This is a genomic window from Natronomonas gomsonensis (assembly GCF_013391635.1).
Lineage (GTDB): Archaea > Halobacteriota > Halobacteria > Halobacteriales > Haloarculaceae > Natronomonas > Natronomonas gomsonensis_A.
In genome coordinates, this window is record NZ_JACAWU010000002.1 from 330,363 (window position 1) to 357,342 (window position 26,980).

Annotated in this window: 30 protein-coding genes and 1 tRNA gene; 3 read left to right on the plus strand and 28 right to left on the minus strand. The window is 64.6% G+C overall.

Annotated features, from left to right (window positions below):
- Positions 1-63 precede the first annotated feature (63 nt).
- From HWX69_RS10005 to HWX69_RS10060, 12 genes are all read right to left on the minus strand, one after another.
- A complete protein-coding gene (locus HWX69_RS10005) occupies positions 64-801 on the minus strand; it encodes a GNAT family N-acetyltransferase (RefSeq protein ID WP_178916975.1) in 738 nt (245 codons plus the stop codon).
- Between the two features lie 52 nt (positions 802-853).
- Positions 854-1,258: a hypothetical protein gene (locus HWX69_RS10010; RefSeq protein WP_178916976.1), complete on the minus strand. Its 405-nt coding sequence runs from the start codon at positions 1,256-1,258 to the stop codon at positions 854-856.
- Complete coding sequence (locus HWX69_RS10015) at positions 1,259-2,920, minus strand: FAD-dependent monooxygenase (RefSeq protein WP_178916977.1); 1,662 nt, start codon at positions 2,918-2,920, stop codon at positions 1,259-1,261.
- Entirely contained in the window at positions 2,913-4,541 is a 1,629-nt protein-coding gene (locus HWX69_RS10020) for an electron transfer flavoprotein subunit alpha/FixB family protein (protein ID WP_178916978.1), read from the minus strand. Before HWX69_RS10020 ends, HWX69_RS10015 begins: the two co-directional genes overlap by 8 nt.
- Positions 4,542-4,543: 2 nt before the next feature.
- Complete coding sequence (locus HWX69_RS10025) at positions 4,544-5,398, minus strand: electron transfer flavoprotein subunit beta/FixA family protein (RefSeq protein WP_178916979.1); 855 nt, start codon at positions 5,396-5,398, stop codon at positions 4,544-4,546.
- 123 nt (positions 5,399-5,521) lie between these two features.
- Positions 5,522-5,851, minus strand: a complete 330-nt coding sequence (locus HWX69_RS10030) for a 4Fe-4S dicluster domain-containing protein (protein ID WP_178916980.1) — start codon at positions 5,849-5,851, stop codon at positions 5,522-5,524.
- A 46-nt stretch (positions 5,852-5,897) separates the two neighbouring features.
- The gene (locus HWX69_RS10035) at positions 5,898-7,613 is read right to left on the minus strand and encodes a glutamate--tRNA ligase (protein ID WP_178916981.1); all 1,716 of its coding nucleotides are present in this window, start codon (positions 7,611-7,613) and stop codon (positions 5,898-5,900) included.
- A gap of 271 nt (positions 7,614-7,884) precedes the next feature.
- Positions 7,885-8,910: a geranylfarnesyl diphosphate synthase gene (gene idsA3 / locus HWX69_RS10040; protein WP_178916982.1), complete on the minus strand. Its 1,026-nt coding sequence runs from the start codon at positions 8,908-8,910 to the stop codon at positions 7,885-7,887.
- Complete coding sequence (locus HWX69_RS10045; protein ID WP_178916983.1) at positions 8,907-10,253, minus strand: ribonuclease J; 1,347 nt, start codon at positions 10,251-10,253, stop codon at positions 8,907-8,909. The genes idsA3 and HWX69_RS10045 overlap by 4 nt, the downstream gene beginning before the upstream one ends.
- Positions 10,254-10,549: 296 nt before the next feature.
- Positions 10,550-11,338, minus strand: coding sequence for a GIDE domain-containing protein (locus HWX69_RS10050; protein WP_178916984.1), 789 nt, complete (start codon positions 11,336-11,338; stop codon positions 10,550-10,552).
- A 59-nt stretch (positions 11,339-11,397) separates the two neighbouring features.
- Positions 11,398-12,207 (minus strand): SDR family oxidoreductase, encoded by an 810-nt coding sequence (locus tag HWX69_RS10055; protein ID WP_178916985.1) that lies wholly within the window; start codon positions 12,205-12,207, stop codon positions 11,398-11,400.
- A 68-nt stretch (positions 12,208-12,275) separates the two neighbouring features.
- The gene (locus HWX69_RS10060; protein WP_178916986.1) at positions 12,276-13,778 is read right to left on the minus strand and encodes a class I adenylate-forming enzyme family protein; all 1,503 of its coding nucleotides are present in this window, start codon (positions 13,776-13,778) and stop codon (positions 12,276-12,278) included.
- A 107-nt stretch (positions 13,779-13,885) separates the two neighbouring features.
- Here HWX69_RS10060 and HWX69_RS10065 point away from each other — a divergent pair, with 107 nt between their 5' ends.
- Positions 13,886-15,022, plus strand: a complete 1,137-nt coding sequence (locus tag HWX69_RS10065) for an acyl-CoA dehydrogenase family protein (protein WP_178916987.1) — start codon at positions 13,886-13,888, stop codon at positions 15,020-15,022.
- Here HWX69_RS10065 and HWX69_RS10070 read toward each other — a convergent pair whose 3' ends face one another.
- A complete protein-coding gene (locus HWX69_RS10070; protein ID WP_178916988.1) occupies positions 15,023-15,928 on the minus strand; it encodes an MBL fold metallo-hydrolase in 906 nt (301 codons plus the stop codon).
- Positions 15,929-16,011: 83 nt separating this feature from the next.
- Between HWX69_RS10070 and HWX69_RS10075 the strand changes: the two genes are divergently transcribed.
- On the plus strand, positions 16,012-17,511 hold the full coding sequence (locus HWX69_RS10075) for a class I adenylate-forming enzyme family protein (RefSeq protein WP_178916989.1): 1,500 nt from the start codon (positions 16,012-16,014) through the stop codon (positions 17,509-17,511).
- A gap of 109 nt (positions 17,512-17,620) precedes the next feature.
- Here the strand turns inward: HWX69_RS10075 and HWX69_RS10080 are convergent, their stop codons facing one another.
- From HWX69_RS10080 to HWX69_RS10090, 3 genes are all read right to left on the minus strand, one after another.
- The gene (locus HWX69_RS10080; protein WP_178916990.1) at positions 17,621-18,349 is read right to left on the minus strand and encodes an isopentenyl phosphate kinase; all 729 of its coding nucleotides are present in this window, start codon (positions 18,347-18,349) and stop codon (positions 17,621-17,623) included.
- Positions 18,346-19,341, minus strand: a complete 996-nt coding sequence (mvk, locus tag HWX69_RS10085; protein ID WP_178916991.1) for a mevalonate kinase — start codon at positions 19,339-19,341, stop codon at positions 18,346-18,348. Before mvk ends, HWX69_RS10080 begins: the two co-directional genes overlap by 4 nt.
- A gap of 81 nt (positions 19,342-19,422) precedes the next feature.
- Entirely contained in the window at positions 19,423-20,301 is an 879-nt protein-coding gene (locus tag HWX69_RS10090; protein WP_178916992.1) for a hypothetical protein, read from the minus strand.
- Positions 20,302-20,405: 104 nt separating this feature from the next.
- On the opposite strand from HWX69_RS10090, the gene HWX69_RS18145 reads away from it, so the two are divergent.
- Positions 20,406-20,933 carry an NUDIX domain-containing protein gene (locus HWX69_RS18145; RefSeq protein WP_178916993.1) on the plus strand — a complete coding sequence of 176 codons (528 nt, stop codon included), beginning with the start codon at positions 20,406-20,408 and terminating at the stop codon, positions 20,931-20,933.
- Positions 20,934-20,954: 21 nt separating this feature from the next.
- Here the strand turns inward: HWX69_RS18145 and rpsB are convergent, their stop codons facing one another.
- The 12 genes from rpsB to HWX69_RS10155 form a co-directional block, all read right to left on the minus strand.
- Entirely contained in the window at positions 20,955-21,791 is an 837-nt protein-coding gene (rpsB, locus tag HWX69_RS10100) for a 30S ribosomal protein S2 (RefSeq protein ID WP_178916994.1), read from the minus strand.
- Positions 21,788-22,990: a phosphopyruvate hydratase gene (gene eno, locus HWX69_RS10105; protein ID WP_178916995.1), complete on the minus strand. Its 1,203-nt coding sequence runs from the start codon at positions 22,988-22,990 to the stop codon at positions 21,788-21,790. Before eno ends, rpsB begins: the two co-directional genes overlap by 4 nt.
- Positions 22,991-23,164 (minus strand): DNA-directed RNA polymerase subunit K, encoded by a 174-nt coding sequence (locus HWX69_RS10110; RefSeq protein WP_178916996.1) that lies wholly within the window; start codon positions 23,162-23,164, stop codon positions 22,991-22,993.
- Entirely contained in the window at positions 23,161-23,355 is a 195-nt protein-coding gene (locus tag HWX69_RS10115) for a DNA-directed RNA polymerase subunit N (protein WP_156708642.1), read from the minus strand. Before HWX69_RS10115 ends, HWX69_RS10110 begins: the two co-directional genes overlap by 4 nt.
- 12 nt (positions 23,356-23,367) lie before the next feature.
- Positions 23,368-23,766 carry a 30S ribosomal protein S9 gene (locus HWX69_RS10120; protein WP_156708643.1) on the minus strand — a complete coding sequence of 133 codons (399 nt, stop codon included), beginning with the start codon at positions 23,764-23,766 and terminating at the stop codon, positions 23,368-23,370.
- Positions 23,760-24,194 (minus strand): 50S ribosomal protein L13, encoded by a 435-nt coding sequence (locus HWX69_RS10125; protein ID WP_178916997.1) that lies wholly within the window; start codon positions 24,192-24,194, stop codon positions 23,760-23,762. The genes HWX69_RS10120 and HWX69_RS10125 overlap by 7 nt, the downstream gene beginning before the upstream one ends.
- On the minus strand, positions 24,191-24,544 hold the full coding sequence (locus HWX69_RS10130) for a 50S ribosomal protein L18e (RefSeq protein ID WP_178916998.1): 354 nt from the start codon (positions 24,542-24,544) through the stop codon (positions 24,191-24,193). The genes HWX69_RS10125 and HWX69_RS10130 overlap by 4 nt, the downstream gene beginning before the upstream one ends.
- Positions 24,545-24,568: 24 nt before the next feature.
- A tRNA-Leu gene (locus HWX69_RS10135) sits at positions 24,569-24,653 on the minus strand.
- A 158-nt stretch (positions 24,654-24,811) separates the two neighbouring features.
- Positions 24,812-25,555: a DNA-directed RNA polymerase subunit D gene (locus HWX69_RS10140; RefSeq protein WP_178916999.1), complete on the minus strand. Its 744-nt coding sequence runs from the start codon at positions 25,553-25,555 to the stop codon at positions 24,812-24,814.
- A 1-nt stretch (position 25,556) separates the two neighbouring features.
- Positions 25,557-25,940 carry a 30S ribosomal protein S11 gene (locus HWX69_RS10145; protein ID WP_156708647.1) on the minus strand — a complete coding sequence of 128 codons (384 nt, stop codon included), beginning with the start codon at positions 25,938-25,940 and terminating at the stop codon, positions 25,557-25,559.
- A complete protein-coding gene (locus tag HWX69_RS10150; RefSeq protein WP_156708648.1) occupies positions 25,941-26,465 on the minus strand; it encodes a 30S ribosomal protein S4 in 525 nt (174 codons plus the stop codon).
- Entirely contained in the window at positions 26,465-26,980 is a 516-nt protein-coding gene (locus HWX69_RS10155) for a 30S ribosomal protein S13 (RefSeq protein ID WP_178917000.1), read from the minus strand. The genes HWX69_RS10150 and HWX69_RS10155 overlap by 1 nt, the downstream gene beginning before the upstream one ends.

Genomic DNA, 26,980 nt, shown 5'->3' on the forward strand with positions numbered 1-26,980 from the left:
GGATACAGAAAATAATGGATTACCGGCGTGGAATAGGCTCTGTCAATCCCGGCCTTTACCACCCTACGCGAGCAGCTTCGCCATCATCACTTCATCGAGATACTCGTCGTCGATTTTGTAGTGTTTCTTCCGGATGGCCTCGGTCTCCCAGCCGCGGTTTTCGAGGAACTCGATGGCCGCCTCGTTCGAGGATGGGACGCTGTTGTACAGTTTCTCGAAGCCGTTGTCGAGCGCCCAGTCGACGCCGTGGTCGAGCAGTTTCGTCCCGATGCCGTGGCCGCGGTACTCGTCGATGACGCCGACGGTCAACTGCGCGGTGTGTTCGAGCTTCTCCAACTCGGGGGCGTTGAGGTGAACCCACCCGACTACGTCGCCGTGGACAGTCGCGACGAAGAACATCCGTTTCTGGAGTTCGTTGTGTCGCAACAGGACGTTCTCGCTTTCGACCACGTCGGCGACCGTCTCGCCCTCGATGTAGGTCTTATCGCCCAGCGCCTCCCGAATCGCGCCGACCAACCCGGTCAGGTCGTCCTCGCGGGCCGCGCGAATGGTGACTTCGAGGCCGTCGTCGACGTACGTCTCCTCGCTGTCGTCCTCGAAGGCGATTCGAAGGTCGCTCTCGTCCGTTTTGGAGACGATGCCGTCACGCCGGAGGACGGCGATGTGGTGGCCGAACGCCTCCGGACTCATGTTCAGTGCCCGACGCGTCTCGTCGTAGTCGGCCGTCCCGTACCGCTCGACGTATTCGTAGATGTCCTTGCGGTCCCGGTGGCTGAATTCGAGTTCGTCGGAGAACTGCATGAGGGTTGGTAGCACGAACCAGCATATAAAATTGTTGCCGGAGCCGAACTAGTTATATGTCAGTTTTCGATACGCTCTGTGACCACGGCTTTCTGTGGTTTCTGTCCGGGACGTTCGTCAGCAGTATCGCGGTTTCGCGGATGCTGTGGGTGTCGACGACCAGCTCTGCGGCCTCCCGGACGGTGAACGACGCTTCGAGGTCGACGCCGTAGCAGGCCGCATACAGGTCGAGCCAGTCGTTGAGCGCCCGCTCCAGCATGGCGAACTCGGCGTCGTCGAAGCGGACCAACTCGCCGGTCCGCGCCTCGATGTACAGCCCCACGACATCGCCGACGCCGTCGACGAGGTACTCGAGTGCGGCCTCGTCGTCGGGTGGGTCTACCGGCGGCTCGAATGCCTCACGGTCCCGTCGGGCCCGCTCGGACAGCTCGGCGATGCGGTCACTGAGGGCGTCCATCTATCCGTCCTTGAACTCCACGCCCTTGCCGCCGGCCGGGTGTTCCCAGTCGGTGTCGGCGACGACCGCACAGGTGCCGCACTCGACGCAGGGCTGGGTGTCGAGGCTGACGACCTTCTCTTCGCTACCGTTGGTCTTGACGGTCTCCTCGCGGTAACAGCCGCCGCCGAAGTCCTTCGCGCTGACCGGACAGGCAGCCACGGCGGCGCCGCTGGCTGCGAAACTGTTGTCGACCAACTCGATGTGGGGGTCGCCCACGTCGTAGGTCAACTCGCCGATTCGGTCGTCGAGTTCCGGCGGTTCGATGGTGTTTTCGGCGTCGATTTCCTCGCCCAGTACCTCACCGACGACTCGTGGAATCGTCACGTAGGAGGTCCGGGTGTCGGGTATCATCCCCAGCAGGAACGGGGAGTTGAACGCCCGCTCGATGGTCCCGTCGAAGAGTTTCACGCCGGCCCGGCCGACCGCCGAGTCGAGGACCCCGCCGGCTACTTTCGTCACGAAGTCGCTCTCCGAGAGGGTTCGAGTCATCCGGTACCGCTGGGGGCGGAGCTTGGCCATCACGCCCTCGTCGACGAGCTTCTTCTCGTAGAGGTCGCCCGCACTGCCGGGATTGCCACGGGATTTCGCCTCCGCGAACGCTTCGGCGGCCAAGCCGCCGGCGGTGACCGCGTGGTTCATCCCCTTGATTATCGGGCCCTGAGCTTGCATCTGTCCGGCAGCGTCACCGACCAACAATAGCCGACCCTGATGTGGCGAAGGGTTGGCCGCCTTCTTCGAGTCGGGGACCAGTTTCGCGGAGTACTCCCGCTCGTCGTACTCGCCGTCGAGCCACTGGTCCAACAGGGGATGAGTGAGCAGCGAATCGAGCAGTTCGTGCGGTTCCGCCCCCTCCTCGGTCAGCGAATCGAGGTGGAACACCGTCCCGATAGACAGCGAATCCTCGTTCGTATAGAGGAAGCCGCCGCCGCGGACGCCCTCGAAGAGGTCTCCCGAAAACAGGTGGGCGACGCCGTCGTCCGATTCGACGCCGAACCGCTCGTTGACGGCTCCGGGGTCCATATCTACGACGGCCTTGACGCCTTGGAACCACTCGTCGGGTTCCTCCCAATCCATCAGGCCGGCGTCGCGTGCCAACTCGGAGTTGACGCCGTCGGCAGCGATGATGATGTCGGCCGTAATCGGGTCGATTTCGTCGCAGGTGACGCCGACGATTTCGCCCTCCTCTCGGAGCAGTCCGTTGACCCGCACCTCGGTCAGCAGTCCGCCACCGGTATCTTTGCACTTCTCGTGGACGCGCTCGGCGAGCCACGAGTCCATCCGCCGCCGGAGTACCGCATCACACCACTCGGTGTCGTGGTGGTGAATCTCCGAGAGGTCGAACGTCTTGACCTTCTCACCGGCGAGGTTGTGGATGTAGTACTCCGAGATGGGTCGTTCGGAAGCCGCCTCGCGGAACCCATCGAAGATGCTGTCGATGGTGTAGGGCGCCGATTCCTCGGCGTAGATGAGGCCACCCGAGACGTTCTTCGACCCGGCATCCACGCCGCGTTCGAGGACGAGCGTTTCGACGCCCTGTTCGGCCAGCGTCGCCGCTGCCGCCGCCCCGCCGGGGCCGGCCCCGACGACGACCGCCTCGAAGTGTTCGTAGTCGTCAGTCATCGCTCACCTCCGCGACCGCACGAGAGAACTCGCCGGCTTTCAGCGCCTCCGTCAGCCGCGGCAACACCTCGAAGAGGTCGCCCTCGATGTAGTAATCGGAGAATCCTCGGATGTCGGCGTCGGCGTCGGTGTTGATGGCGACGATGGTGTCGGATTCGTCCATGCCGACCTTGTGCTGGACCGCTCCGGAGATGCCGGCGGCGATGTAGAGGTCGGGTTCGACGACCTGTCCGGACTCGCCGATTTGTCGCTCCTCGGCGACGTAGTCCTCGACGTGGCCGTCGAACTGATAGGAGGCCGTGATGACGCCCCGGGAGAGACCGAGGTCGGCCTCCTCGAAGGCGTCGGCGAGTTCGAGGCCCAACTCCATCCCTTTCGTCGGGTCGTCGCCGATGCCGCGGCCGAGTGCGACGACGACCTCGTTGCCCGTCAGGTCGACACCGCCCTCCAGTTGGTCGTAGTCCGTCACCTCGACGTGGAACCACCCCTCGGGCAATTCGAGTTCGTGTTCGACGATTTCGCCCTCCCGTTCCGGGTCGGGGTCGGGCAAATCGAACGTTCCGGGAATGACGCTCGCACCCTGTGGGTGGAAGTCCCGGTGGGGTTTGTCGATACAGAGAATCGTCGAGTACTCGAACCCGGAGAAGTCCGGTCGCGGCATGTGGAGGACGCGCTCGAACACCTTGTTGTCGCCCGGTGTCCCCGTCTTCGCAGGGTTCGAGATGGTGGCCGAATCGATGTAGAGGTCCGAGCAGTCCGATGCCAGCCCCGAATCGAGTTCGGCCTGCACCAACGCCGAGAGGTCCCGGCCGTTGTTCGTCGCCGGAAAGACGGTGTATCGCGGTTCGTGGTAGTCGCGCCACTCGAAGTCGCTGTCCCGACACATCGAACAGAAAATCTCGGTGTAGGGCTTGTGTCGGAAGCGTTCGAGACGTTCGTCCTCCTGGTAGACGACGCGGTCGGCGCCGTAGGCGACGGCCTCTTCGGCCAACTCCGAGATATCGTTGCCGATGAGTACCGCGACGACGGCCTCGTCTTCGTCGTACTCCTCGTTGTAACCGGCCATCAGTTCGCTGGCCTTCCCGAGAATCTCCTTGGAGGCGTCTATCAACTCGCCCTGCTGGGTCTCACAGTACACCCACATATCCCGGTAGTCGCCGTCGACGGTTCCCTCGACCCACCGCTTTTCCGACGTGGGATGGTCGAGTTCGGGGTACTTCTCCTCCGGCGGCACGTACTCGACTTCCGCCTCCTCGCCGTCGTCGTCCTGTGTCAGGTCCTCGATTCGATTCTCGATTTGTGAGATGGCGGATTTCCGTTCCTTCCCGTCGCGTTCGCGCTCCAAGATGTCCTCGAGAACGTCGACGTCTTCGATGCCTCGAACGAGGTTCGCGATGTCCGCGACGGTCAGTTCGGTCAAATCCGCCTCGCTCGGGTCGAGCTCCTCGTCGTCCGCCGAGAGTTTCTCGATTCGCCCCTCGATGAGCGTCTTCACCGGGTCGCGATCCTCGCCGCCCGCTTCGAGTTCGAGCATCTCCTCCAACTCTTCGAGGTCCTCGACGTCCTTGATTTTCGGTCCCAACTCCGCGATTTCGTGTTCGGTCGGGTCTACGGATACCATGGTCAGTCACCTGCCGCGAACGGCTCCATCTCTTCGAGTACGTTTCGCATGCCCTCCTCGTCGTCCGGTGTGACCGTCGTCGCCTCGCGTTCGGAGGGCGCCTTCGGAATCGGGTCGACCCCGGAGACGATAGTCGGCGAGCCGTCGAGTCCGATGTAGTCGGGGTCGAGATTGAGGTCCTCGTGGTCCCACACCGTCACGATGTCCTCGTAGTCCTCCGCGCGCCGTTGGGTCTCCTCGCGGAGTTCCTTGTGTTTGAGCCGGTGTTCGGCCTTCCGATAGGTCGGCTCGAACTCCGGGTCGGTGACGACGAACGCCGGGAGGTCGGCTTCGACGGTCTCTATCTCCTCGACGTCACCCTTGACCAGTCGCTTCGCCCGGAGTCGACCCGCCTCCTCGTCGATCTCCAGAGCGATGACGTGGGTGACAAGCGGCCAGCCGAGACACCAGTTCGTCTGGGGGCCGGTGTGACCGGTCTCCCCGTCGGCACTCTTGAAACCCGCGAACACCAAGTCCGGCGTCTCCTCGAGTTTCTCGATGCCGGTCGCGACCGTCATGGCCGTCGCCCACGTGTCGGCGGCGCCCATCTCGCGGTCGGAGAGCAGATACAGGTCGTCGGCGTACACGTCCCGCATCCCCTCCTGGAGGATTTCCTTGTAGCCCGGCGGGCCCATGCTCATAAGCGAGACTGTCCCGCCGTGGCGGACCTTCGTCTGTAGTGCCGCCCGCAGCGCGAACTTGTCGTTCGGATTCATCACCGTCGGCGTCTTCCCCCGTTCGAGGTGACCGTCCTCGTCGAAGGACACCTGCCCCTCCCGGAAGTCGGGAACGCCTTTCGTCAACACGAGTGTGTTCATTGGTACCTCATCACCTGTGGCAAATACTGCTACCGCTCCCTAATAGTTGTTAGTGCGGAACGGAAGCGAAAAACGCGATAGAAGGCTATAGGCAGGGGCTACCCGAGGAGTACGACGGGGCTGTCAGGTTCGGCCTGCACGACCGGGGTCGACGTCGATGGCGTCGACCGGACAGACGTCGACGCACAGCATACAGTCGATACACTGGTCCTCGTTGGTCGGATTGGCCTTGATTTCACTCTCGGGGTGGTCCGGGGAGTCGACCCACTCGAATACGTCGACCGGACAGTCCTCGAGGCAGGCGCCGTCGGCGATGCAGATGTCGAAATCGACGGCGACGTGCGTGCCCCGAATCCCCAACTGCTCAGGCGGGTCGGTCGGTCCCCACACGTCGACGCCGTGTTCCTGCCCCTCGTTTTCTCGATTTTGCTCGAAGTTCGGGTCGATGGCCATTGCTACCTATCACCAACACTGGGCGGGACTTAAACGTTCCCGACGCTCAGGGATGGGCGAAGTAGGCGACGGTCTCCTCGTCGGCATGGTCGTCCACTCGCGCGAAGCCGATACGCTCGAACTGGACGACTTCGTCCGTGTCGTAGTCGGCGAGTCCGGGTTCGGCGTGGCCGGTCTCGTCGCCGTCCATCGTTCGGAGACGAAGTGGAACGTTCTCGTCGGCCGGCACCCAGTGGACCACGTCGACGCCTTCCTCGCGGACGATATCGAGGTCCTCGCCGGTGAACTCGAAGGCGTCGCGGGTGTGACGGACCGGACCGAGTCCCTTCAGCCAGACTCGCTTGCCGTTCGGCGGCACGTCCTCCGGTTCGACGAGGACGGCGCCGCCGACCGGAATCGACCGGGTCCCGCGGTCCTCGTGGTCGGGGTGAATCGGCGGCTCGCCGAGTTCAGGGCCGCCGAGGACGGTCTTCTCGATGCCATCGCGGACGAAGAACGCTCTGTCGGATTCGTCGTCTATCAGCTCGCGGTTCTTCGCGTACACCGACGACATCGCGAGGTCGACGTTCGAGGTCGACGTGCCGAGTTCCGTCATCGCCGCGACGATGGCCTCACCGCGGATGCCGCGCCGCCGTAAACTCGCGACGGTCGGCGCTCGGGGGTCGTCCCAGCCGTCGAGTTCGCCCGAATCAACGAGTTCCTTGATTGTCGACGTCGACATCTGCACGTCGTAGGCGTCGATTTGGACGTGCCCCCAATGAAGCACCTCGGGGTACTCCCAGTCGAAGTAGTCGTAGACGAACCCCTGTCGCTTCGCCGAATCCTGCAGGTCGATTCCGCGGATGATGTGGGTGATGCCGAAGAGGTGGTCGTCGATGCCGGACTGGAAGTCCAACATCGGCCAACAGCGGTACTCCGACGCTTCCTTTCGCGGGTGCGGCGTATCGACCATCCGGAAGGCGACCCAGTCCCGCAGCGCCGGGTTCTTGTGTTCGATGTCGGTCCGAACGCGGAGGACCATCTCGCCGGCGGCGTACTCGCCGTCTATCATCGCCTCGAACTCCTCGTGGGTCGTCTCGGCGTCCTTCTCGCGGTGGGGACACGCCTCGGCGTCGTTTTTCAACTCCGAGAACGTCTCGCCGCTACAGCTGCAGGTGTAGGCGCCTCCTTCGTCGATGAGGTCCCGCGCGTAGTCGTAGTAGGTCTCGACGCGGTCGGAGGCTTTGACGACCTTGTCGGGGTCGAAGCCGAGGTAGTCGATGGCGTCGAGAATCTCGTCGTAGGCGTCGAGGTCCGGCCGTTTCGTCTCGGGGTCGGTGTCGTCGAAGCGACACAGCATCCAGCCGTCGTACATCTCCTTGTACGTCCCGATGACGGCGGGCATCCGGGCGCTGCCGAGGTGCCACGGACCGTTCGGGTTCGGCGCCAGCCGCATCCTGATGTCGTCGTAGTTCTCGACGTTCGGGAGGTCCGGCAACGGCTGGTCGTCCTCCTCGTCGTCGGCGTCGAGTTCCTCGAGCCGTTCGGGAGCGAGTTCGGCGAGTCGCTCGCGTTGCTCCTCGGTCGAGCGGCCGTTCACGCGCTCGATGACGGGCGCGATGACGCCGGGAATCTCGTCGCCGTGCTCGCGGAACTCGGGGTTCTCGCCCATCAGCGGCCCCATTATCGCGCCGACCTGTGCGTCGCTGTCGTGTTTGAGCGCGTTGAACAGCGCGGCCGTCTCGGCCTCGCGTTCGACCCGCTCTCGGAGGTCGTCGTCCATTGACGACGACTTCCCCGGGGAGCACCAAAACCCCGTGGGTTCCGCGCTCGTGTGCGGCGGTGTGGCTTACAGGCGGCAGGCCCCGCTCGACCGTCCGTGTGCCGCGCTCCCGCCTCGGCGGACGGCCGTCCGTTCGCTACGTCACGGGCCGTCTGGCCGTGCTATCAGTTATAAAATATGGGTCGAACGCATCCGCGAGGCGGCGAAGCCGCCTCGCTATTTCCCTAACGTTTTTGCACGCGAACGCGGGTCGAGTGCAAAAACGTGGGTGTTAGTACCCGCGCTCGACGAGGTAATCCGCGATGGATTCGAGCAGTTCGCGGGACTCACCGTCGGGGAGCACTTCGAGTCGCTCCTTGCCGCTCTCGACTAGGTCCTGCGCCATCTTGCGGGCGAAGTCGATGCTGCCGGCGTCTTCGAGCGTCTCGACGGCGGCTTCGATTTCGGCCTCGGTCGGGTCCTCGGAGACGAGGCTCTCCACGTCGATGCCCTGGTCGCGAGCGTGCAGCGTGATAATCGTCCGCTTGCCTTCGATGAGGTCCGACCCGCGCTGTTTCCCCAGCGTGTCGCTGGGGACGGTCAAATCGAGGAGGTCGTCCTGAATCTGGAATGCCCGGCCGATGTCGAGGCCGTAGCCGTGGAGCGCGTCGACCGTCTCGTCGTCGGAACCCAACAGGATGGCGGGTATCGACGCCGCGGCTGCATAGAGGACGGCGGTTTTGAACTCCACCATCTCGAGGTACTCATCTGTCGTCACGTCCCCGCGGTTCTCGAAGTCCACGTCCAGTGCCTGTCCCTCACAGATTTCGGTACAGGTGGTGGCGAGTTCGTCGAGCGCCTCGACGCTCCGCTCGGCCGGTGCGCCGGTGTCGAGCATGTACTCGAAGGCCTTCGAGTACAGCGTGTCTCCGGCGAGGATTGCGGTTTCGAGGTCGTACTCGCGGTGGACGGCGGGGACGCCGCGACGAAGGTCGTCGTCGTCCATGATGTCGTCGTGGATGAGGGTGAACGACTGGATGACCTCGATGGAAACGGCCGCTGAAAGCACGTCTACTTCCTCACCGGTCGGCGACGGGAACTCGCGGTACTCGGCGTCGAACGGTTCCACGCCGGAGATGGCCTCTGCGGTGAGCAGCAGGATGGTCGGCCGGAGTCGCTTCCCACCCGCGTCCAGCAGGTATCGGGAGGCGGCGTACAGTCGCTCGGGCTTTTGCACCGGCAACTGCTCGGTAATCGCCTCGTTGACGATTTCTCGTCGCTCCGCAATCGCCGATTCAACGCGGTCTGAAGAGCTCATTCCGTCAGCTGAATCGTGTTCCCGTTCTCGGTGATGTGGAGGTCGCGACCCACGCTGTAGCCCTGGTTCCGCGCGAGGTCGACGTACGGCGAGAAGCCCTTCATGTCCTGGTGAGCCGGGATGATGTTCTGGGGCTGGAGCGCTTCGAGCATCTGGAAGTGACCCTCGGTGTTGAGGTGCCCGGAGACGTGGATGTCGTCGTAGATGCGGGCACCCTGCATGCCGAGCAGTTTCTCGGCCTGATAGCGCTGGCCCTCGTTGGTCGGTTCGGGGATGACTCGCGCCGAGAAGACGACCTTGTCGCCGTTGTCGAGTTCGTACGGCGTCTCGCCGCGGGCCATCCGAGTGAGCATCGCGCGCGGTTCTCCCTGGTGGCCCGTCACGACGGGGAGGTAGTCCTCTTTCCCCTCGTTCATGATTCGTTTGAAGGTGCGGTCAACGGATTTGCGGTGGCCGTACATCCCGAGGTCACTCGGGAAGTCGACGAAGTCCAGTCGCTCTGCGGTGCCGGAGTACTTCTCCATAGAGCGGCCCAACAGGACGGGCTGGCGGCCGATGTCCTCGGCGAACTCGACGAGTGATTTCACGCGTGCGATGTGGGAACTGAACGTCGTAGCGACGATGCCGCCGTCGTAGTCCTCAAGCGAGTACAGCACGTCCTTCAGTTGCTCGCGGGCGACCGACTCGGAGGGCGTTTTACCCTTCTTGCTGGCGTTGGTGCAGTCCTCGATGTAACAGAGAACGCCCTCGCCCTCGCGGCCGATTTCCCGGAATCGCTTCATGTCGATGGGGTCGCCCAGCACCGGCGAGTGGTCCATCCGCTTGTCGAGGCCGTAAACGACGGCGCCCTCCGGCGTGTGGAGGACGGGGTTGATGGCATCGATAATCGAGTGCGTGACGTTGACGAACTCGAGTTCGCACTTCTCGCCGATGGGCATCGTGCCGCCGGCTTCCATCTCGACGAGGTCGTTTTGGACGCCGAACTTCTCCTCGCTCTCGATTTGCTGTTCGACCAACGCGAGGGTGAACGGCGTGGCGACGATGGGTGCGTCGTAGCGGTGGGCGAGCTTCGAGATGGCGCCGATGTGGTCGAGGTGGCCGTGGGTCGGGACGATGGCCTGCACGTCGCCCTCGATGTCGCTCATCACGCGGTCGTCCGGAATGGCCCCCATGTCGATGAGGTCCAGACTGTGCATCCGTTCGGTCTCGACGTTGTCGTGGATGAGCACCTTCGAGAGGTTCAGTCCCATGTCGAAGATGACCACGTTGTCGCCTGCCCGTACCGCTGTCATCTGTCGTCCGACTTCCTCGTAGCCGCCGATTGTCGCGATTTCTACTTCCATAGTTGAGAGCCGAGAGACCGCTCTCCGGACTCACGAACGAGCGACCGGCTTCCGCAGGGCCGTCTATGACGGACGCGACACCGACCGATTCGGTGGGCCGGCGGTCGGAACCGACGAGGCAACCGTCGCGGCAGCGCCGCCACGTTCCTGCCCAATCGACCGTCTCCCGCCAGCGTCTGCCGGTCGCCCATACGTGTCCGGGGCGACCGTTGCTCGGTTATCCGAAGCTTCTACCTCTGGGGTTAAAAAGTACGTGGGTCGGACGAACTCACGCCGTAGCGGCCCTCCGCCGGGGATTACGGCGGAAGAGCCGTCGCTGCCACCACTCCGAGACCGGCGAGGGCGACGAGTCCGCCCACCCCGGTGTACAGCAGCCAATCCCGTCTGTCCGCGATGAGCTCCGACTCGGTGCTGTCGGCGACGAGGAACAGCTCCGCATCGGGGTGACCGTCGTCGGCCGAACCGACCAACTCGAAGTCGTTGGCCCCGAACGTCTCCGCGCCGACTCGGGTCGCAGTCCCGTGGACGTACACGTCGTCGCCGGGTCTCAGGAGTCGCTGATGGTACTTCCGGTCGCCGACCTGCGTTCCCCAGTCGAGAGCCTTGATGAATGCCTCGTCGGGGTCGCCGGGCGTCGAATCGAGGTCGAGAAACCGGCGTATCGCCTCGGGCGGTTCCTCGTCGACGCCAACCTGAGTCGTCTCGCGAGGACCGGAGAGTTCGACCGTCGCCTCGCGTGGTCGAACCAACGCGCGGTCGGTGCCGTCGTCGACGTAGAACGGTGTCGTCACCGTTCCCTGTCCCTCGGTTCGCCAACTGGAGTGTTTCCCCGACTCGTCCCACTCTTCGATTTCCCACTCGGCGATGAGACACGTTTCCTCGGAAAACGGTGCCGGGAGCGCTCCCTCGTCGCTCCGTTCGGCAGTCCCGACTACTTCGGCCGGTCCGGGAGTCAACCGCAACACGTCCGTCGTTTCGGTGCCCGCGATGACGCTTCGCTGTCGGCGCCGACGCCAGCCGTATCCGACGCCGAGAACGCCCACGGCGAACAACAGCGAGCCGAGAACACCGACGACGAGGCTCACGCCGAACCACCACTGATGGAGGGCATAGACGGCGGTCGGAGCGGGAGGGAAATCAAACCCTAGTACGGCGACGGCAACAGCAGGTGCCCGCCGTCGACGGCGTAGTAACTGCCGGTGACGTACGCCGAGGCATCCGAAGCGAGATACACCGCGAGCGGTACGCAGTCGCCCGCGGTCCCGAAGCGGTCGGCCGGGACGGTGTCGAGTATCTGCTCCGGGAGCGCGCCGCCGGCCGCTTCGGTGACCCCCTCCGTCTCGATGATGCCCGGTGCGATAGTGTTCGCGCGGACGTTGTACTTCGCCCACTCGCTTGCGACCGTCTGCATCAGGTTGTGGACGCCGGCCTTCCCCGCCCCGGAGTGGCCGTGGTACGGCGCGCCGTGGACGGAGTTCGTCGCCCCCATCGCGATGATGGAGCCGCCGCCGTTGTCTATCATGTAATCGCCGACGCTCATCGTACAGTAGGCCGTCCCGTCGAGGATGGTGCCGACGACGGCCCGCCAGCCGTTCGCCGAGAGATCCTCAAGCGGCGTCAGGAAGTTCGCGCCGGCGTTGTTGACGAGAATCGAGATGTCACCCAACTCCTCGAGAACAGTATCCCGCATCGCGTCGACTTCGTCTTTCTCGCGGATGTCGACGGTCGTCGCACAGGCGTTCTGGCCCTTCTCCTCGATGGCCTCGGCGACCGGTTCGAGGTGGTCCATGTCCCGAGAGGCGACGGCGACGTCGGCGCCGTGGTCGGCGAAGGCCAGCGCCATCTCCTCGCCGATACCCGTCCCTCCGCCCGTGATGAGCGCGGTCTCTCCGTCCAGCAAGTCGTCGGCGAAGATGTCGGTACTCGGTGGCGTCTCGGGCCAATCGTTCGGCATGCGAACAACCCCCGTAGGGAGCCAGTATTAATCCGTCGTCTCCCACTACCGGGGGATTAATACGGGCGTCAGAAATCGTCCCGAAGCGACACCTTGTCGATTTTCCGCGTGGAGGTCTTCGGTAACTCCTCGACGAACTCGATGCGACGGGGTATCTTGTAATCGGTCAACCGGCCGCGACAGTGCTCTTCGACATCGTCTGCCGAGAGTCCATCCCCGACGACGACGGCGGTGACCGTCTCCCCGAGCCGGTCGTGTGGCGTCCCGATGACGGCTACCTCGACGACGTCGTCGAGTTCGTAGATGACGTCCTCGATTTCGCGGGGATAGACGTTCTCGCCGCCGGTGATAATCATGTCGTCGATGCGGTCCTCGACGAACAGGTGACCGTCCTCGTCCATCCGGGCGATGTCCCCCGAGCGGAGCCACCGTTTACCCTCTCGCTGGACAAAGGCCTCCTCGTTCTTCTCGGGCATCCGGAAGTAGCCTGGCGTGACGGTGTCGCCGTGCCACAGCAGTTCACCCTTCTCGTTGGTGCCGACTGCCTCGCCGGTTTCGGGGTTCTCGATGCGTACGTCGACGACTTCCGTCGCCGGTGGGCCGATACTGCCAGCCTTCCGAACGTCCTGTCCCGGGCGGTTGATGGCTGCGAGCGGTGTCGTTTCGGTCATGCCGTACCCCTCCAGAAGCGTCACGCCGAAGGTTTCCTCGACAGTTTCGATGCGCTCTTTCGGCATCGGCGACCCGCCGACGCCAATCAACTCCAGCGAAGAGAGGTCGTAGTCCGACACGTCCCGCTCCAGTAAGTCGATGACCATCGTCGGAATGAAGAAGGCGTAGGTGGCGTCGTGTTCGGCCATCGTCGCGAGGGCGGCGTCGGGGTCCCACTCCGGCAGGAAGTGGTTCTCCGCGCCGACGGTCAGAAGCGGCGTCGTCGAGACGTTCAACCCCGAGACGTGGAACAGCGGACACACCGTCAGCGTCGTCGTGTCCTTCGACCACCCCATCGCCTCGACGAGTCCGCGGGCGTTCGTCTCGAGGTTCCGGTGGGTGTGTTCGACGCCTTTCGGCCGTCCGGTCGTTCCGCTGGTGTACATCAACTCCGCGAGTTCGTCTTCCTTTCGCGGGTAAGCATCGTAATCGGTGTCGGCGGCTCCGACGAGTTCGCGGTAACTGTGGCCCTGTTCGCCGTCGGCGACGATGAGGTGCTCTAACGACGGTACGTCCAACCCGGCGAGTACGTCCTCGAACTGGCCGTGTGTCACCGCCGCGACCGCCCCTGAATCCCCCAGTACGTACTGTATCTCCTCGCCTTGGAACCGCATGTTGATGGGGAACGGAATCGCACCGCGTTTCATCGCGCCCAGATACGCGGTCATAAAGCCGATACTGTTCGGCAGGTACAGCGCGACCCGGTCGCCCGCCTCGACGCCGAGTGATTCCAGGGCGTTGGCGAAGGCGTTGGTCTCCCCGGCCAACTCCGCGTAGGTGACCTCCCGTGTGTGGTCGGTCATCGCCAAGCGGTCTGGTGCACTGCGGGCTATCGCGTCGACGTGGGTGGCAAAATTCATGCTGTATGCTAGTATACATCATTATTGATTAGTGTTACGCCACCTCATGTTCCGGCAGTACCTGCGAGCGCCGGCAGGATTAAACTATCATACTTGTTTGTAGTTTCATGGTAAACTTCGGCTTCTCCGAACAGGAGCGTGCAATCCGACAGACCGCCCGCGAGTTCGCCGAGAACGAAATCGCTCCCGTTGCCCGCCACCACGAGGAGACCGGTGAGTGGCCCGAGGAGGTCTGGGAGAAGGCCGTCGATGCGGGACTCGTCGGTGGCACCATCCCCGAGGAGTACGGCGGTGCCGGCCTTTCGCAGGTCGAGACGTGTCTGTTCATGGAGGAGATTTGCCGCGTCGACGCGGGCATGCTCGCCGCCATCGGCACGGAGTTCGGCACCCGAATGATTCGGGAGTACGGCACCGACGAACAGAAGGAGTGGATTCTCCGCGGCGTCGCCGAGGGCGACCTCATCGGCGCGCTCGGCAACACCGAACCGAACCACGGCTCGAACGCCGCGGGTATCGAGACTACGGCCACAAAAGACGGCGACGAGTACGTCATCGACGGCGTGAAGACGTTCATCACCCACGGCACCATCGCCGACTACGTGCTGACGATGGCCCGCACTGGTGGTGAGAGCCACGGCGGCATCTCGGCGTTCATCGTCGAGACCGACCGCGACGGTTTCGAGGTCGAAAGCGAGATACACAAACTTGGCTGGAACGCGAGCGAGACGGCACAACTCCGCTACGACGGCGTGCGCGTCCCCGAGGAGAACCTCGTCGGCTACGAGGATGCCGGGTTCTACCAACTCATGGAGTTCTTCGAGGAAGAGCGCGTCGGCATCGCCGCTCAGGCGCTCGGCATCGCACAGGGCTGTCTGGAGGAGACCATCGATTACGTCTCCCAACGCGAACAGTTCGACCGCGAACTCCGAGAGTTCCAGGCTGTCCAGCACAAGGTCGCGAACATGGGGATGAAAGTCGAACTCGCACGCCGACTCGTCTACGACGCCGCCCAGCGCGTCGACGACGGCGAGAAGCCGACCAAACTCGCTTCGATGGCGAAACTGTACGCCAGTGAAATCGCCGAGGAAGTCGCCAGCGACGCCATCCAACTCCATGGCGGCAACGGCTACACGACCGACTATCCGGTCGAACGTCACTATCGGCACACGAAAATATATCAAATCGGCGAGGGCGCGAGCGAAATCCAGCGCAACATCATCGCCAAGGAACTGCTCGACTTGTAATCACGCGGCAGACATCTCGATTCCCTCCGCCGTCACGTCGATAGTGACTCGTCCCTCCGCTTCTAGATGTCGCAGGTACTCGTAGACGACGAGCGTCAGGAACGGTGCCCGTGCCCCACCGATGCCGAGTTCTTCGGTGACGAACTCCCGTGCGTAACACGGTCCATGTTGATCGAGAAAATCGAGCAGTCGCCGCTCGGTCGTCTCGGCGTTCGCAAGCGAGGCCTCGATTCGCGCCGTCGGGTCGTCCATCGGCGGGCCGTGCATCGGCACTACCGTTTCGGGGTCGAGGTCCCGAATCCGGCGTAGCGACTGCTTGTAGTCGCCTACGTCACCCAACAGCGGGCCGTACTGGAAGCGGCCGTCACGGTCGACGAGGTCCCCCGAAAACAGCGTTCCGCTCTGCTCGTGATGAAAGGCGAGGTGTGGGTCGGCGTGGCCCGGCGTCGTGACGGCTGTCAGTTCGTAGTCGCCACAGCGTACCGTGTCGCCATCACTCAATTGGCGTTCGACGTGAATCCGTTCCTCGGCGTAGTCGTCGCGGACGGGAAAGTAGGTGTCCCACGTCGCGTCATCGGCAGCGAACCCACCGAGCAGTCGCGTCATCTCCTCGCGGGCACGCTCCAGATACCCGGCGTAGTCGTGGAGGATATCGACCGACCCCTCAGGAATGATGTGAGGCACCTCAGCCAGCGCATCGATGGTCTGGGAGCCCCCGACGTGGTCGATGTGTGGATGTGTAATCAACACGCGCTCGATGCCGGCCAGTTCGTCGTCGAGTGCGGCGACGACGGCCTCTCGCGAGACGGGTGCGACGTGGCCGGTGTCGACGAGCGTATCGCCGATTCGGAGGACGTTGACGCCGCCGTACAGCGGTTGCGTGAACTCGAAGCGTTCGTACTCCATCGTCCGGTCAACGGCGCCCGGGCTGAAAAGTGCTCTCTGTTATCGGGACCCACACTTATGCCGAGGCGCACACAGCAACGGCTATGAACCTCTACGAGCGCTTCGCGCGACAGGCACGAAGCAACCCCAACGTCTCCGCAGTCGTCGACCCCGACGGAGAGGATATCAGCTACGCCGCTCTCGACGAACGGGCCAGGGCCGTCGCCGCGTTTCTCGATAGCCGGACGGAACCGAGCGACCGCGTGGCAGCCTATATGCTCGACAATCCGACCGTCGTCGCCACCGCTTTGGGCGCTTGGCGCGCCGGCTGTGTGTTCACGCCGGTCAACTACCGCTTCGGGGCGGAAGAGGTGGCGTACGTCCTCGACGACGTGGCTCCGGAAATCGTCGTCCACGACGCCGTCTTCGCCAGCACGGCCGAGGATGCTCTAGAAGCCGCCACCGTCGAGCCGACGGTTCTGCAGGGCCACGCCGGCCAGTTCGGCTCCGAAGCGTTCGGCGACCCCGAAGACGCCCCCGACCCGACGACGCGGCTGGACGACGACACCGCAATCGTCATGCACACCTCAGGAACGACGGGCGACCCGAAGGGCGTCGTCCAGACCCACCGCAACGTCGGTGCGCAGGTCGACGCCGGCATCTCGACGTACGACGTGACGCCCGAGGACACCGCTGTCGTCTCCGTTCCGCTGTTCCACGTCGGTGGGTTCCACGGCGCGACGCTGATGGGGCTGTTCACCGGCGGGTCCGTCGTCATCCATCCAGCGTGGGGCGCCGCCGAGTGGGCACGGCTCGTCGCGGAAAGCGAAGCGACCATCTCGGGGCTGGTGCCGGCGATGATGGTCGACGCACTCGGCGACGAAGCCGCCCGCGAACACGACACCTCGTCGCTTCGGATGTGTTTTTACGGCGGGAGTCCCACCGCCGAATCGACGCTCCGTGAGTTCGAGTCGGCCTTCGGCGTCGACGAACTGCTGAACTATTACGGCCAGACCGAGGCCGCGGGCCTGACCGTCGCAGGGACCCCCGAGACGCCTCGGACAGAGGGCGCACTCGGACGTCCGGTCCCAACAGTGGAGGCACGCGTCGTCGACCCGGACACCGGTGCGGACTGTGTCGACGGTGAGGACGGCGAGTTGTGGCTCCGCGGGGACAGCGTCATGCCGCGCTACTGGGAAGCTCCCGACCGGACCGACCGGGCCTTCGAGGGGGAGTGGTTCCGTACCGACGACGTGATTCGCCGCGAGGACGGGGTGCTGTACTTCGTCGACCGCCTCGACGATATCGTCCTTACGGGCGGGGAGAAGGTCGCACCCTCCCGCGTCGAGAGTGTCCTCTCCGAGATGGACGGCATCGAAGCCGTCGCCGTGTTGGGTACGCCGGACGAACGCCTCGGTGAAGCCGTGACCGCTGCAATCGTCAGTGACGACGAACTGACAGCCGACGCCGTCGAGGCCTTCTGTGACGACCACGCGGGACTCGCCGGCTACGAGAAGCCACGACGAATCGAGTTCGTCGACTCCCTCCCGCGGACCGGAAGCCAGAAAATCGACAAGACGGAACTGGCCGAACGGTTTGGATAGCTAACAGGCGGTGTCGCTGCTCCCCGACGCCACACCGCGCGGTATCCGACGGCGCCGGGGTCGTTCACTCGGGCACGGGGCGTCTGGTCCCGGCTTCGAATAAAAACCTTCAGCCGATTCGAGTGCCCGGGTGCCGTCCGTCGAGGAACGACTCGAGACCGTCGATGCCGAAGACGTAGGCCTCGGCGTCGAGTTCGAGTAACTGGCGGACTTTCCCGGCCATGCCGCCGGTCACGTCCGTCTCGTCGCTCTCGCCGAGAGCGTCGGCAACGGCTTCGAACGAGTCGATCTGTGCGATAACCTCGCCGGATTCGTCGTAGACGCCGGGAACGGCCGAACAGACACCGACGCGGTCGGCATCGAGCGCAGAGGCAAGAGTGACGACGAGTTCGTCACCCGAGAGGATGGTCGCACCTTTCTCGGCGTGGGCGATGACGTCGCCGTGGAGAATCGGGACGAACCCTTCCGAGAGCATCGTCTCGACGTGGGTTGTCGGTGCGTGAAGGTCTCCGTCGGCGTCCCGCGAGGCGACCGACAGTGGATGTACCGGTAGTGCGGGGGTCCCCTCTCCCGAGAGGCCTTCCACGACCGCCGCGTTCAGCCGCTTCATCGCCCCGTGGATAGCCCGAATCGCTTCGTCGTTGTGCGTTCCGTCGGTCGTCGTGACGCCGTGTTCGGCGGCGTGATGGTGGCCGAAACTCCCACCGCCGTGGACGACGACGATGTCCTCTCGTCCCGCGAGGGCCTCGACGGCGACGCCGAGGTTCGCCACGTCGACGGCTTCCGTGCCGTCCTTCTCGGTGATGACACTCCCGCCGAGTTTCAGTACCGTGGTCATGATTCGGGTTCCGCTTTGACACCTTCGGTGTCCAACTCCGCCCGGAACGCCTCCTCACAGCCAGGGGTGTACTCGAGGGCGGTGTGGGTCTGTTCGGTGCGGTCCAGGGCAACGATACAGCCACCGCCACCGGCGCCCGTGAGTTTCGCTCCGAGAGCGTCGGCCTCTCGTGCGGCCCACACCATCGTGTCCAGCGTCCGTGCCGAGACGCCGAGTGCCGACAGCAGACCGTGGTTGAAATCCATCAGTCGACCGAGTTCCTCGATGTCTCCGTTCCGGAGTGCTACCTCACCGTTCCGAACGATGTCGCCGATGGCCTCGACCGTGTCGGCGGCGAAGCCGTACTCCTCTTTGAGTGCTCGGACGCCGGCGACGAGTTCGCCGGTGTCGCCGGTCCCGCCGTCGTAGCCGATGACGAAGGGGAGATTGGGCGGGTCCGCCAGCCGTCGGCAGTCGTCGCCCTGCACCCGGACGGCCCCACCCATCGCCGAACAGAAGGTGTCGGCGCGGGAGGCTTCGCCGTCCTGTACCTCGTGTTCGACCTGATAGGCGCGGTCGGCGAGTTCCTCGGACGTGAGGTCGGTTCCCAGCGCCCGCGTCGCGGCGTCGATGCCCGCGACGACGACGGCGGCGGAGGACCCCAGTCCCGCCCCCAGCGGGATGTCGCTTTCGACGGTAATGTCGAAGCCCGCTTCGGGCGCGTCGGCGGCGTCTCGGGCCTGTTCGACGGCGCCGTCGATGTAGCCCATCGCCGCCTCGACCAGCGGCGTTGGAACGTTCACGTCCGGTCTGTCGTCGGCGTCGCCGCCCCACGTCACCGTGAAGCCGTCGAGCGTCAGGTCCTTGGCCCGCACGCGGAGGCGGTGGTCGTCGCGGGGTTCGACGGTCACCCGCGCGCGGCGCTCGATGGCACACGGGACGGCCGGCTCGCCGTAGACGACGGCGTGCTCGCCGAAGAGATACACCTTCCCGGGCGCGCTCGAAGTGGTCATACCCGAGTGTCTGGCCGGCCAATAAAAAGCGTATCCGAACCGGTCGAATCCCTGCTGCGGGTCGCGCGCACCACCTCCCGGCTACATCAGGAAGGTGACGATCAAGAGACCGACGCCGACTGCGCCGACGAGCACGCCGAACAGCACAGCGCCACTCCCATCGGGCACGTCGTCGAACGGCTCCGTCGACAAATACAGGGTCGACTCCTCCGACGGAGCGACGGCCAGGCGGTCTTCGGATTCGCCATGTGATGCCGCCGAATCACTCCGGTGGCTCACATACCCGAGAAGACTTACCTCGTCGCCCGGCTGGAGCGTCGCCTCGCTGTAGCGCCGCTTGCTCGCATCGACGACGAGGTCGGTCGCCATCGGGTCGATCGATACGCCCGAGGTAGTAGCGAGGAAGTCTCGTATCCGCTTCGGTGGCGACTCCTCGTAGTCGGTTTCGACGTCGGTCTCGAAGGAGTCGAACTCACACTGCAATCGGTCGAAGGCGACCCCCTCCGAAACGAGCAATTTCTCTGGCGTGAACACGTCGCCGGTCTCGTTTCCGACCGTCCGGTCGTCGATGGCTACCGATAGCCTTCCCGTCGCGTCCTCGACGTCGAACGGCTCCGAGCAGACGCCCCACGCGGCGGATTCCCAACTGTTCGTCTTCGGGGTGTCGTACTGTTCCTCGATTTCCCACGCCGACAGCACACACTCCCGGTCGCCGGCGATGGGTGAAATAAACGTCCCCTCTTCCGACGGAACGACCGTCCCACGGACGCGAACGAGTCCCGGTGATTCGATGTCGCCGATGTCGACCCGCGGCGTCTCGTCGACGAGTGTCGCTATCTCCCGCCGTTTCCAGGCGGAGTACAGCGCGAGGACGCTCGCGAACATCAGGAGGACGCCACTCCACAGTGCGAGTTCGCCGAGGATGTCACCGAACCAACTACCGACGAACGCGACCAGCATCCACGCCGATTCCGACGACGACGGCGCGAATAGTTCTTTCGCCGTCTCGGCTCGACCGTCTCACAATCAGTAATGCACAAACCGCTCGGTCCCGTTTCGACGGTGTGTCCGCCGAACTCCACCGGCACGTCAACGCGCTCGTCGCGGACCTCGCGGCCGAACACGGCGAGGTCGACCTCGTGGGTCGCCGAGTGGACTGTGACCCGGACGCCCGCGACGCTTTGGTAGAGACGTTCGACTCGTTCGGCGTCGTTGGTGGGGCCGGCGTCCGGGTCCGCGATGACGACGGCCGTGTCTTGCTCGTCCGCTTCGAGGGAACTGAGGGGTGGGTCGACCCCGGCGACGGCCGGCTCCCGGGGGAGTCCTACCGGGAGTGTGCCCGACGCGCACTCAAGGAAGTGGCAGGTATCGACGCCGACCTTGCCGGCCTCGCACAGGTTCATCTCCTCTACATGGACGACTGGACCGACCGCCAACCCGTGCCCAACCCCTACGTCTGTTTCGACGCCCGGCCGGTCGATGGGGACCTCGAAACAACGCCCGGCGATGGTGTCGCGGCACTCAGGTGGGCCGATTCGGTTCCCGAAGACGTGCTGTACGACGAACTCGCGGAGTTGTCACTGGGCGGCTGAGAAACACGAAAACGAAAGCCGTTACAGTTCGGTTTCGAAGTCCTCGAGCGCGTAGGCGGGTTCGGCGCCACGGCGGTCGAGGGTCTCGTTTGCGAGCAGCCAGTAGATGACCGACAGGGCCTTCCGACCCTTGTTGTTCGTCGGCACCACCAAATCGACGTTCGAGGTGGTGTTGTTGGAGTCGCACATCGCGATGACCGGAATGCCGACCGTGATGGCCTCCTTGACCGCCTGGGAGTCACCGATGGGGTCGGTGACGACCACGACGTCCGGTTCGATGTAGCCCTCGTAGTCGGGGTTGGTCAGCGTGCCGGGGATGAAGCGGCCGGTGCGGGCGCGAGCGCCCACGGCGTCGGCGAACTTCTCGGCCGGAAACCGACCGTACTGACGGCTGGACGCCACCAGAATCTGCTCGGGGTTGTAGTTCGCGAGGAACGACGCCGCCGTCCGGATTCGGCTGTCGGTCTGGGAAACGTCCAGCACGTACAGGCCGTCGGTCCGGACGCGGTGGATGAACCGCTCCATGGACTTCGTCTTCTGCTGAGTCCCGATGTGGACACCCGCCGCGAGGTAGTCCTCGACCGGGATGAGGAGGTCCGCCTCGTCGTCGGGCATGACGTCCTCGTCGAGGACGGGGGCCTCCTCGGCCTCCGAATCCTCGTCGGCCGCCTCGGTGGCGTCCTCCGTGTCGTCTGGTTCTGCCTCGTCGGCCTCCTCGGCCTCGGGGGCGGGCTGTTCGTCATCGGTGGGGTCGGCCTCCTCGGCCTCTGTGTCGAGTTCCTCCTCGAGCTCGTCTTCGAGCTCGTCGAGTTCCTCGTCCAGTTCGGAGGCGTCGAGCCCCTCGTCGTTATCGCTCATGCGTTTGCCTCGATTCGAATGAGTTCGTTCAGCTTTGCGGTGCGCTCGCCACCGACCGCCCCCGTCTTGATGAACGGGGCATCGGTCGCGACGGCGAGGTGTGCGATCGTCGTATCCTCCGTCTCGCCGCTGCGGTGGGAGACGACGGGGTCGTAGCCGTTCTCGACGGCCAACTCGATTGCGTCGAAGGCGTCAGACAGCGTGCCGATCTGGTTGGGCTTGACGAGGATGCTGTTGGCCGCACCCTGCTCGATGCCGTCGGCGAGTCGCTCGGTGTTCGTGACGAACAGGTCGTCACCACAGATGAGCGTCTCCGAACCGACGCGGTCGGTCAACTCGGCGAAGCCCTCGTAGTCGTCCTCGTCGAGGGGATCCTCGACGTATGCGAGGTCGTATTCGTCGACCAACTCGGCGATGTAGTCGATTTGCTCGTCGGGCGTTCGGGTGTCGTCGCCGTAGCGGTAGACGCCCTCGTCGGCGTCGTACAGTTCCGCGCCAGCAACGTCGAGTCCGAACTTGATATCGAAGCCCACGTCGTCTGCAACCGTCTCGACGGCTTCCTCGACGATTTCGAACGCCTCGCTGTCGTCGATGGGCGGCGCCCACGCGCCCTCGTCGCCCTTCGCGGCGGGGACGCCCCGCTCGCTCAGGATGTCGCCGACCTCGCCGTGGACCGCCGCGTTGGCGAAGACGGCGTCGGCGACCGACGGCGCTCCGATCGGCGCGGCGAGGAACTCCTGGATGTGGGTCGCATCGGCAGCGTGTTCGCCGCCGCCGATGACGTTGCCGAGCGGCGTCGGGAAGTCACGGCCGCGGAACGCACCACCCAGATGCTGATACAGCGGCGCACCGAGGACGTCGGCGGCAGCCTTGCCCGCCGCCATCGAGATGGCGACGGCGCTGTTGGCGCCGATTTCCGAGAAGTCGTCGGTGCCGTCGGCGCCGCGGAGCGTCCGGTCGACGCCGCGTTGGTCGCCGGCGTACACCTGCCCTTCGAGTCGGGGGACGGCGAGTTCGCGGGCCGCCGCGATGGCCTCCTCGGCCGGTCGTTCGACGGCTTCGTACTCGCCGGTTGACGCACCGGAGGGTGCCGCACCGCGGCCGAAGCCGCCGCTTTCGGTGCGGACCTCGGCCTCGACGGTCGGATTGCCGCGACTGTCCAAGATTCGGCGCAGCCGAACCTCCGTGATGAGCGTCATCTACTCGCCACCCCGCCGGACGGTGAACGGCAACACGCCGGCGTCGTACTCCTCTGCGGCCACGAGAATCGGTTCCGTCTGTTCGGTGTCGATGAGCACCGGCGCCCCGTAAGACACCTGCAGGGCTCGTGCCCCGAGGATACGCGCCTTCTCGTAGCGGTTTGCGCCTCTCATTGGTAGGGGGATACGATGTCGACGAGGTCTTTGTGTGAGACGAGCATGCGTCGACAGCACGCGCGGTCGACGCCGAGCTCGTCGAGCACCTCGGCAGGGTCTTCGTCGCCCTCGCGGGCGCGAGCTTTGAACTCTTCCCAGTGCTCGCCGACGACTTTACCGCACGTGAAACACCGGACCGGTACCATCATTTGTGAATCACCTCAGCGGTAGGACTTCTGGTAGCGGGCCCGAGCGCCGGGGCCGCCCCACTTCTTCGGTTCGGACTGCCGCACGTCGTTGACGAGCAGCGACCGGTCGAACGACATGAACGCATCGCGCAGTTCGGCGTCGTTGGTGTGCTCGACGAGGCCGCGGGCGATGGCCGTACGGACCGCGTCGGCCTGCCCGGAGAACCCGCCGCCGGAGACGACCACGTCGATGTCGACGCTGTCTCGGAGGTCCTCTTCGGCGATGCGGAACGGCTCGAGCATCTTCAATCGCGCCTGCTCGGGTTCGACCAGCTCGACGGGTTTGGAGTCGATCCGAACCCGACCGGAGCCTTCGCGAACCGTCGCACGGGCGACAGCTGTCTTCTTCTTACCGGACGTGTTAGTTACCATGTGACGTTAGCACCCAAGTTCTCGCTGACTTCGCCGAGCGAGATGAACTTGATGTTCGACAGTCGGTCCAGCGACGTGTCGTCGAGGACCTCCGCGTCGTCGTAGGGGTTGCCCAGGTAGACGCGGACGTTCTCGAACGCTTCCCGGCCGCGGGTCTCCTTGTACGGCACCATCCCGCGGATGGCGCGTTTGAAGATGCGGTCGGGTCGCTTCGGGTAGTTCGGCCCGCGGTCGGAGCCGACCTCCGCACGCTGGCGGTAGACGCTCATCACGTCGTCTTCGCTGCCGGTGATGACCGCGCGTTCGGCGTTGACCACAGCGACCGTCTCGCCGTCGAGGGCGCGCTGGGCGACCTGCGAGGCGACACGACCCATGATGCAGTCACGGGCGTCGACGACGACGTCGGCGTCGAATTCAGCGTAACTCATCGAATCACCCGTACGTTGGAGCCGTTGGGGTTGTCTTCGAGTGCCTGTTCGAGTTCGATCGCTTCGCCGACCGTGTCGATTTTCGTCTGGGCCGTCGACGAGAAGTCGACAGCTGCGACGGTGACCTCCTTGCGGAGGGCACCGGACCCGAGCACCTTGCCGGGCACGATGACGGTCTCGTCTTCCTGGGCGTATCGCTCGATGCGTCCCAAGTTGACCTCCGCGTGCGTGCGCCGGGGTTTCTCGAGGCGCTCGGCCACATCGTTCCAGACCTCGCCACCGCCGTTGCGGGCGGTCGACTTCAGGTCAGCGATGAGACTGGAAAGCCTCGGGTTCGTTTTGCTACTCATCGGTTATCTCTCCTGAGAAACGAATGCAGGGAGCAGGATTTGAACCTGCGGACCTCTACAGGACAGCGCCCTGAACGCTGCGCCGTTGGCCTGACTTGGCTATCCCTGCGCGCGTTTTCGTGTTCTTCGCCCCCACTAAAGCCCCTTTCGGTCCGGCGGATGCCGGTCCCGGCCGAGGAACGCGCGGCCGCACCGCCGCTCGTCGGTCGGGTTGCGACGCTCTCCGTCGTGGCGAGCGTCGTGTGTGGGGTGTGGGGTGTCATCTGCTTACAGTTGAACCGCTTCTTCGAGTTCTTCCGCGCGGGCCTCGATGCTCTCGACGGCCGCGAGGACGAGTTCGTCGACGGGCAACGACCCGTCGCTTTCGACGCTGAAGACGAACGCGTTCGGAACCTCCTCGATTTCGACTTCCTTGCCGGGGTACCGCTGGCTGAGGTCGTTGTCGAACTCTTCGGTGGGGACGAGTTCGCCGTCTTCCTCGATGACGCCGCGGATAATCTCTGGCTCCTCGTCTTCGAACTCGCCTTTCTCGCCGACGACCTCGACACGCTGGAGGTGTCGATAGCCGACGGCGACGCCACCCTGATGTTTGGCGTGGTCCTTGCCGCGCCCGAGGACGGCGTCGGCTTCGAGTTCGAGCCGTTGGCCCTCCTTGAGTTCGATGATGGGAACGTTCTCCTCTGCCGGCTGGACCTGTTCGTCGCTGGAGACGAGGTCGCCCGAGTACGCGGTCGCGGGACCCTCGACGTCGATAGCGAGCGTGACCGTATCGCCCGGTTCGTAGTCGTCCGGCGTCGTCAGCGGGACGAGTCCGAGTCGGAGTGCGATCTGCTCGTCGAACATCACCGACGAGTTCTCGATGACGCGGAGCGTGTCTATCGACAGCGTCTCCACGTCGGCGAGCATCGCACGGCGGATGCCATTGGCGAAGGCGGGCGTGACGCCGCGAACGAGGAACCTCGCGCTCCGGTCGTCGCGGTCGATGAACGTTACCTCGTACTCCTCGCTCATCTCAGAACCCTGCGTTCTTCGGCCCGCGAGTGCCGTCGTGCGGGATGGGAGTTACGTCCTCGATACGACCGATTTCCAGTCCGGCACGGGCAAGCGCGCGAATCGTCGCCTGTGCGCCGGGACCGGGGTTCTTCTGTTGGTTGCCGCCCGGACCGCGAACGCGGACGTGCACGCCGTCGATGCCGGCGGCCTGCACTTCCTCGGCGACGACTTCCGCCATCTGCATGGCGGCGTACGGCGACGCTTCGTCGCGGTTCTGTTTCACGACCGTCCCGCCGGAGGACTTCGTAATCGTCTCGGCGCCGGTCAGGTCCGTTACCGTGATTATCGTGTTGTTGAACGAGGCGTAGACGTGTGCGACGCCCCAAGTGTTGTCGTCTGCCATTTACTGTCCCTCCGCGCGTTCGGGGTGAAGGTCGTCCGCGAGCGGACTCGTCTCGTCGAACTCGATGCTGTCCTCCTTGGCCACGTCGACCTTGTACGACGGCGCCGACACGCGGGCGCCCTCGATGGTGACGTGTCCGTGGACGATGAACTGTCGGGCCTGCTTTGCGGTGTTGCCCACGCCCTTGCGGTAGGCGACCGTCTGCAGGCGACGCTCGAGGATGTCGGTCACGTCGAGCGACAGGATGTCGTCGAGGCTCTCCTCGTCGTCGAGGACGCCGATGCGCTTCAGCCGAGCGAGGAACTCGCTGCCGGCTTCCGTCGCCACCTCGGCGTCACCCTGTGCCTCGCCGAGCAGTCGGCGGGCCTCCCGCCGGTAGTCGCGAAGCTCCGATTGGGCACGCCACAGCTCTTCTTTCGTCGCGAGACCGTATCGGGAGACGAGGTCACCCTCGTCGGCGATTCGCTCGCCCTGGAAGGGGTGGTTCGGCGTCTCGTAGAACTTGGTGTTGTTACCGAGTGCCATTATTCGTCCTCACCTGCTTCTTCCTCGGCCATGTCCTCCTTGATGGCCTCGACGTTGACACCGATGGTGCCCTCCGTCCGGCCGGTGGACTTCGTTCGCTGGCCGCGGACCTTCTGGCCGCGGTTGTGGCGAACGCCCTTGTAGGAGTCAATCATCTTCATCCGGTTGATGTCCTGTCGCCGACTCATGTTGAGATCGTTGCCGATTTCGTGGGTAGTCTCGCCGGTGAAGAAGTCGTCCTGGTGGTTCGTCAGCCAGGCGGGCACTTCGTCGGCGTACCCCTCGACGTGTTCGACGACGGTGTCGATGGTGTCTTCGTCGAGTTTACCGAGAATCGCGGTTCGGTCTACGTCGGCTTTCTCGGCGATGATGCGAGCGACTCGTCGACCGATACCGTTCATGTCGGTCAACGCTCGCTCGACGCTCTTCGTCCCGTCGAGGTCTGTCTGTCCGATGCGGACGAAGTACTGGATGTCCTCGTCTTCCTCGTCCGCCGGGGGTTCTTCTGCACTCAT